General features: G+C 53.9%; 1 pseudogene. It reads right to left on the bottom strand.

Going from position 1 to position 536, the window contains the following annotated elements:
• Window positions 1–536: pseudogene (locus H8S57_RS17025) on the bottom strand (VirB4 family type IV secretion system protein); the annotation flags it as partial.

Below are 536 nucleotides of genomic sequence, written 5' to 3'. Positions count from 1 at the left end.
CGCTTGCTCTCCAACAATTCCTGCTCCGCGTCCGTCAGGTTGTAGAGGTCTTTGGTTTCCTGAAGGTTTTTGCCGTCGCAGCCCATCAGGATTTTATAGCACGGAATATCCAAAAGGGCCTGCCCGTACATTTTGACCTCCGGGGCCAGGAAATCCACCACGGAATGAGAAATGATTGCCAGTCCAGCTTCATACTTTCTTGCCCGCTTCTCCACATTACGCAGGAACACCAGGGATTGCGGGACCTGCGGGTCAATCATCAGATATGCCTCGTCACATACCAGCAGGCAACGCTCATTCCGGTCGCGGCTCATTTCCTCCCAGCACCAGCTCAACAGGTTCAGATACTGCGTGCGTTTGACATTATCCGACGCATTTTGCAGGTCGTGGGTATCCAGGCAAATAAACCGGGAATTAGCCTCCAGCGTGGTGTGGCCGTTCCACAGAAAGCTGTCGCTGCCCGCTGCGGCGTCGTACAGCAGCATTGCCAGATCACGATATACCGGATTCTCCTTGTTGGCCTCCGCTTTCTTTTC

The organism is Lawsonibacter hominis, from assembly GCF_014287895.1.
Taxonomy (GTDB): Bacteria; Bacillota; Clostridia; order Oscillospirales; family Oscillospiraceae; genus Lawsonibacter_A; species Lawsonibacter_A hominis.
This window is presented reverse-complemented; position numbering and strand designations above follow the sequence as displayed.